Source organism: Armatimonadota bacterium (genome assembly GCA_020354555.1).
Lineage (GTDB): Bacteria > Armatimonadota > Hebobacteria.
On the sequence record CP070648.1, the window covers coordinates 1,894,988 to 1,900,799 of the forward strand.

The 5,812-nt window shown below is 65.6% G+C and carries 8 protein-coding genes; 4 read left to right on the forward strand and 4 right to left on the reverse strand.

From position 1 onward, the window contains the following. Positions 1–141: twin-arginine translocation signal domain-containing protein (locus JSV65_07745; protein ID UCH36724.1), on the reverse strand; the 141-nt coding region annotated here is incomplete at its 3' end. Between the two features lie 177 nt (positions 142–318). On the opposite strand from JSV65_07745, the gene JSV65_07750 reads away from it, so the two are divergent. After that, positions 319–861 (forward strand): GNAT family N-acetyltransferase, encoded by a 543-nt coding sequence (locus JSV65_07750; GenBank protein UCH36235.1) that lies wholly within the window; start codon positions 319–321, stop codon positions 859–861. On the opposite strand, the gene JSV65_07755 is transcribed toward JSV65_07750, so the two are convergent. Next, positions 858–1,811, reverse strand: a complete 954-nt coding sequence (locus JSV65_07755) for a hypothetical protein (GenBank protein UCH36236.1) — start codon at positions 1,809–1,811, stop codon at positions 858–860. The two genes, JSV65_07750 and JSV65_07755, sit on opposite strands and share 4 nt — an antisense overlap. Positions 1,812–1,922: 111 nt before the next feature. Here JSV65_07755 and JSV65_07760 point away from each other — a divergent pair, with 111 nt between their 5' ends. Continuing rightward, entirely contained in the window at positions 1,923–2,504 is a 582-nt protein-coding gene (locus JSV65_07760; GenBank protein ID UCH36237.1) for a hypothetical protein, read from the forward strand. A 12-nt stretch (positions 2,505–2,516) separates the two neighbouring features. On the opposite strand, the gene JSV65_07765 is transcribed toward JSV65_07760, so the two are convergent. Continuing rightward, positions 2,517–3,002 carry a hypothetical protein gene (locus JSV65_07765; protein UCH36238.1) on the reverse strand — a complete coding sequence of 162 codons (486 nt, stop codon included), beginning with the start codon at positions 3,000–3,002 and terminating at the stop codon, positions 2,517–2,519. A 60-nt stretch (positions 3,003–3,062) separates the two neighbouring features. Beyond that, positions 3,063–3,866 carry an SAM-dependent chlorinase/fluorinase gene (locus JSV65_07770; GenBank protein UCH36239.1) on the reverse strand — a complete coding sequence of 268 codons (804 nt, stop codon included), beginning with the start codon at positions 3,864–3,866 and terminating at the stop codon, positions 3,063–3,065. Here JSV65_07770 and JSV65_07775 point away from each other — a divergent pair. Next, entirely contained in the window at positions 3,850–4,983 is a 1,134-nt protein-coding gene (locus JSV65_07775; protein UCH36240.1) for an RHS repeat-associated core domain-containing protein, read from the forward strand. The genes JSV65_07770 and JSV65_07775 overlap by 17 nt on opposite strands. Positions 4,984–5,484: 501 nt before the next feature. Beyond that, the coding region (locus tag JSV65_07780; GenBank protein UCH36241.1) for a hypothetical protein at positions 5,485–5,812 on the forward strand (328 nt) is incomplete at its 3' end.

Here is a 5,812-nt window from a genome sequence, read left to right on the forward strand (position 1 = left end):
CCCGCCGACACCGATGAAGCCGCAGCGCAAACGATCAGCGCCCCCCTGCTGCCCAAACGCCAGGCTGCCGAGACTCGCCGTCGCCCCTGCTGCGATGCCCAACTTCAGGAAATCACGCCGAGTTACCGATCCTTCAGTCATTGCTCGCGCCTCCTGTGTACCGAGAGTCCGCACATTGCCCACGGTATTCCCTGGAGGGCGCAAAACTCCTTGTCGTGCTCGGTGTCGGCTCGGCGGCACCGATAATCCCCATAGGAAGACGACCGGCAAGAACCGCGTTATCGCCGGAGGAACGGCAAAACGCTCGCGGAACCCCTAATGCAAGGTGGGCCGATGCTGTTGACCTACTGGGAAATGCGCCTGGAGCTCACGGGACAGGCAGACCTCGCCCCGGCGCCGGAGGGTGTCGTGATTCGCCGCGCGCACTGGCCGGGCGATCTCGCTGCCATCGCTCGTCTCTACGGCAAGGCGTTCGACTCTGAGCCTTGGCCCGAGGACTGGGCGTCTTTTCCGGGCTATGACCCGCAAGGCGTGCTCGTCGCCGAGACGGCAGGCGAGGCGATTGGGTTCCTCGTCTCCTACACTCGCGGCGGGCATGGGTACATCAGCGTGGTTGGCACAACGCCGGCGCACAGGCGCCGAGGCATTGCGCGGGGGCTCATCCTTCGCGCGCTCGAGCGGTTCCGCGCCCTCGGGCTGCCCGAGGCCGTGATTGACGTGAGAGCGGAGAACACCGCCGCAATACGCTGCTACGAGTCGGTGGGCTTCCGGAAGACGAGGGAGTTCGTCGCCGACGAGATGTGCCGCACGCCGAAGAACGATGATGCGCCTGAGCCGCCGCGCGCCGCGCCGCGTCCTTAGTCCGCGAACAGCTCCTCCAGGCGCAGATTCCACAACGCGTCGTCGTACTCGTCCTCGATGCGAGCGAGCGCGTCCCTGATGTTGCGCCACTCGTCGGCGTCGCGGACACCGCCTTCGACGCGCCTGCGCAACTCGCCCACCGCCGGCGCGGCCGCTACGACGACGCCGACGTAGGCGTCGTCCGCGCCGAACTTCTTCGCGAGCCGCGCCACGTCTTGGCGCTCGCTGGACAGGCGTTCCTCCACTGCCGCGATATCGCGCATCAGGTTGCGCTCGAGCGAGTCGAAGATGACGTGGCCGAACGTCTCCGTGTCCCAGAAACTGCCTGCCACCGGTGACCACGTGAAGACCTGCTCGCCCTCGACGTTGCGGTAGCGGCCCACGGCCAACCCCCACATATCGCCGCTCACGGGGCGCCTGCCCAAATCGCCGAAGGGCACTGCGATTTCGAGAGTCCACCCGTCGGGGCCTCGCTGCGCCGCCGCGCGCCAGGCGCCATTCCATTGATGGTCATCGTCGAATGCGTCGTGCTTTGTCCCGAGGCAGTTCGCGGCGAGTTCGACGAAGCCAGACGGGCGACGTTCGTGGCCCACGTCGAAAAGGACGACGACGCACTCCTCCTCGAAGACGTCGGCGTCCGCTTCGGTCAGCTTGCATTCGACGGCGTCCATGTCAGGCTCCGCGCAGCGCAGCGCGACGAAAATGGCATCCTCATCGTGACAGATCGAGAAGCTCGTCGCAGGACTGGCGGGCTGCCCGTCGCGGAGCACGGTGAAGCCGCTCAACGCCGGCAGCGCCTGCCACGCCGCATCGTCGAGCTTCCCGTCAATAAGCGGCGGCTTGGTGATCGACCGGCAGAGGGCCGCGCCCTCGGCGGAGCCGTCGGCGGCGGTCGGCGTGCTGGCAGCTCCGAGGGCGACGATGACGAGGCAAATGGCGAATATCCGCATGGGCGCAATCTTCGCCGGCGCCGAGGGCCTTCCTGCCGCAAGTCATAGAGGAAGGAATCGCCTCGGGTTTGCGGAATAACCTCTCAGAGGCGTCGTCCGCGAGCGTCCGAGATGCAGACCAAGATATCCGTCGGCAAAGAAGACAGCGGCAAATCGATTCAACTCGGGGTGGGTGATCTCCTGGAGGTCGGCCTGCCCGAGACGGATCCGCGCGCCGCCTGGCACGTCGAGGTTGACGCGGACGTGCTGGCCCCCGTGTCATCGCCGACCAACACTCAGGCGGTGTGGGTGCTCGACGAGGTCGAGCAGATGCACATCCGCACCTTCCGCGCCGCGCGCGTCGGGCGGGCGGTGCTGAAGATGCTGTATGCCAGGATGGAAGGCGGCGCCGCCGTGGATGCCTTCACCCTCGAAGCCGTCATCGGCAACCCGCCCAAAACGAAGCCCATCCGCCAGCAAATGCCTGCCTCGCAGCTCCTGGTGATGTTCTTCCAGGCCTTCCTTATTGCGGCGGCTGGAGCCTATCTCTCGTTCCGCCTGAGTGCGCTGGTCGCGACTTTGATCGATGGTCGGCGCCCGCAGGTCGACACCGCCGATCTCCTGCTGGGCCTTCTGGGAACCGTCGCCATGGGAACCGTCGCCGGGTATGCGCTCGTGCGCATCGTCGCGTACTTCGCGAGCCGTGTGCGCTAGCTCGGTCCCTGCTTAGGCTGAAGGTGGCGCGTCCGGCCTGGACGGCGCCTGCCGACGGATCATCCCTTGCCACACATACTGGCCGATCATCCCTCCGGCGGCCGCAGCGCCGAGCACCAACAGCGCCCCAACCAAGAGGGTCGGCACATACATGACTTGTGACAGTATCGCGCCGCCCGCGCCCCACAGGATGCACAGGAATACCGCCACCGCCAGTGTCGCCCAGGTCCCTGCACGCTTCTCTGCAGCCATCCCGATCAATAGCCCGGCGACGAACGCGGTTGCTGACAGCCACAGCACCAGCGTCACCAGGTAGTACACGCGCGCCGCTGCAATCACCTCGCTCAGCGGGAAATCGAGGGGCTGCGTGACCTGGGAGCCCGCCTCATCGCCGGCCGGCGGATACGCTTGCGCGATCACCGGTGCCCCGGCTGCAGCCAGGCACAGGATAGCCAGGCCGATCCATGCTGCGGCGAGCAAGGCCTTGCTTCGCGTCATACCGATCCGCACGTGATGGTTTCCTTCCTTACCGCGTCAATTCCGCCTGTCGTGCCGGAGTCACCGCCGCCTTCGCAGCAGGACGCGGTTGCCGCGGCGCGCGCGCAGCAACTCGCTCGCGCTGCCTCGGTTGACCGATATCTCGAGTCTCCCCGCGCTGCCGAAGATCGCCAGCGGCCGGCCCTCCGCCACGGCGTCATAGCATTCCGCGATGCCTTCAATCGAAGCGGGCCCGGCCTGGATCACAACGCCTCCGGCGTCGTTGCCGCCGAGCCACGCGGCGAAGCGCTCCTCTGTAAGGTCGGTGACGAGATTGCCGAACCGATCAACGTGCAGGACGTGAGCTTCCAGCCCTGCGTCCGTCTCAACCGGCGTTGGCACGTCGAGCGGGACCGGATCCGTGACCACCGGGCCGAGCGCTTCGAGACCCATGCCGGCCGCGAGGTGTGCGGCGGCAGGGGCGAAGACGTCCCGCCCGTGGAACGTCGCGCTGGTCTTCGGCAAGCGGCACTCGGGGTTCGTGATGGCAACCGCTTGCCAGTCCTCAGCGTCGGCAAACACGTAACTGAATATGCCGTTATCCGGCCCGACGAAGAGGTGCTCGCCGCAGCGCGCCGCGAGCGGCCGCCTACCGCCGCCGACGCCGGGATCCACGACTGCGACATGCACCGTTCTCGCCGGGAAGTAGGGATACGCGCACGCGAGCACGAAGGCCGCCTCCGCGACGTTCTGCGCCGGCAGGTCGTGGGTGATGTCAACGATCGCGGCATCCGGGCATATGCCGAGGATGACACCCTTCATCACCCCCGCGAAGTGGTCGTGCAGGCCGAAGTCGGTGAGCAGCGTTATGACAGGTCTGGCCATTGGCGAAGCGGCGCGGTTCCCTGACGACCCCCTCGTCTGTCGGGTCGCCGACCTAGGTTTTCCGTGGAGGACGCCCCTCGACCTGCTGCGGCGTGACGCCTCCGGCGTCCGGCCTGCGCGGCGAGTTGACATGGGCATCCCCGCCGGCTATGATGTGCCCGGTTCGGCCGCGATCCCGTGCTCTTCCGAGGGGAAGATGCCTGACCTGGCCCGACGCCGCCGAGAGGCCGCACTCATACCGGCGCAGGATGATCCTGCCGGTGACCGTGTCGCTGTCACCCCACCGGCCCGCGCGCTCTTCGCGCCAGCGGGCCGTTTTCGGCTGCCCTCTTCCCGCCTCGGCACGACGTACATCACGGTCACCAAGTACGTCTGGACGGGCGACAGCTACCACGATCCACTGCTGTACGCCTATGTCGGCTCGGCCTGGCGGCACTACTCGGCGCGGCACGCCGCGCTCCGGAGCGGCTCGAATGAGCCGCTTGTGTACGACGGCCCCGGCTCCACTCGACAACTCATCAACCACACCGACCAGAGCGTGACCGACACCTACGAGTACGAGGCCTTCGGGAACCTGCTCGGCTCGACCGGCGGCACGGCCAATCCTTACAAGTATGTGGGTTCGCTCGGTTATTACCAAACCGGAAGCAGTCTGATGCACCTCTGCGCGCGGTACTATATGCCGGAGGTGGGGAGGTCACTGCAGGCAGATCCAATCCGAGAGTCGCTGGCCCCGACCATCTATTTCTACGCACGCCAGAACCCCGTAACCTACGTGGACCCGCACGGTTGGTTGCCGGTGTACTTCCCTCCTCTTCCCTGGGGCAAGGTCAAGGACTGGATATGGGATCGTTGCGAGCACTCGGCGCTCTGCCAGATGCTAAACCCAGAGAACTGGAGCAATGCCAACGACTGCAAGGCGCAATGCTACTACGATTGCCTCAAGGGCCAGCAAGTCAGGGCTGGCATTGTCGCCGGAGTCGGCACCGGAGTGGGCGCGATAGCGCGGGAAGGTCTTGGCCCCATTGGTTTGCTTGCGGGCTTTTCAACGGGCGAACTTCTGGCCCTCCACGACTGTGCGGCGCAATGCGGCTACGGGGAAGCGTGGATACCGTGATGCACTCAGCTCTCGGCGTGGCCATCTACATGGGGAGCTTCTTGGTCATTGCCGGGCTATTGTACGTGTTTGGCCACGAGCGGCCGCGCCCTCGAGATGCTACCTCGATATTTGCGTTTATGGTGACGATCGGATGCACTTTTGCTGCCATCAGCCCATTCTTCCCCGGGCGACTGCTCTTCGCTCTGGCGGGAGGCTTAGCGTATCCGGTGTGGGGACTCATAATGGCAGCCTGCCAGGTTAGACACCCTCGTCTGGATCCCAGGCGCCTGGCGAGCGCAGGTATCCTCGTCTGGGGTGTCTATGGCTTTCTAGAGGGGAGTCCCTTCATGGTTGGAATGGCCGTCGGTGCAAGTTTGGCGACCGGCCTTGGGTTACTGATTCCCTTGCTCGGCAGGACCGCGGGAAAGCAGGCATCGCGCGATCAGCCCGAAGGTAGCAGCGGCAGAGCGGAATCCGAGCGCCCCATGAGGTAATTCCGGCTACACATAGCGTAGTTCCGTGAGCGGGGAGAGGCGGGACAGGCAGTGGCAGACGATCTATGACTATGCCGACATCCATGACGGCGTCGGCAACCGGCTGACGATGACCAACAGCGGCACGGTGACCTATACGTACGACGCCAACAACAAGCTGACCCAGCTCGTGGGCCCGAGTGGGACGACCACATTCGGCTACGACAACAACGGCAACCAGACTTCGATGACCCTACCCGACGAGACGGTGTGGGATTACGGCTATGACTACGAGAACCGGCTCGTCGGGGTGACGGACAATTCCAGCTACACGGCGACCTACACGTACTCCGGCGACGGCCTGCGCCTGCGCG

Coding starts and splice junctions, on each gene's coding strand:
- JSV65_07750 (UCH36235.1), top strand. CDS start 319: ATGCAAGGTGGGCCGATGCTGTTGACCTACTGGGAAATGCGCCTGGAG.
- JSV65_07755 (UCH36236.1), bottom strand. CDS start 1,811: ATGCGGATATTCGCCATTTGCCTCGTCATCGTCGCCCTCGGAGCTGCC.
- JSV65_07760 (UCH36237.1), top strand. CDS start 1,923: ATGCAGACCAAGATATCCGTCGGCAAAGAAGACAGCGGCAAATCGATT.
- JSV65_07765 (UCH36238.1), bottom strand. CDS start 3,002: ATGACGCGAAGCAAGGCCTTGCTCGCCGCAGCATGGATCGGCCTGGCT.
- JSV65_07775 (UCH36240.1), top strand. CDS start 3,850: ATGACAGGTCTGGCCATTGGCGAAGCGGCGCGGTTCCCTGACGACCCC.
- JSV65_07770 (UCH36239.1), bottom strand. CDS start 3,866: ATGGCCAGACCTGTCATAACGCTGCTCACCGACTTCGGCCTGCACGAC.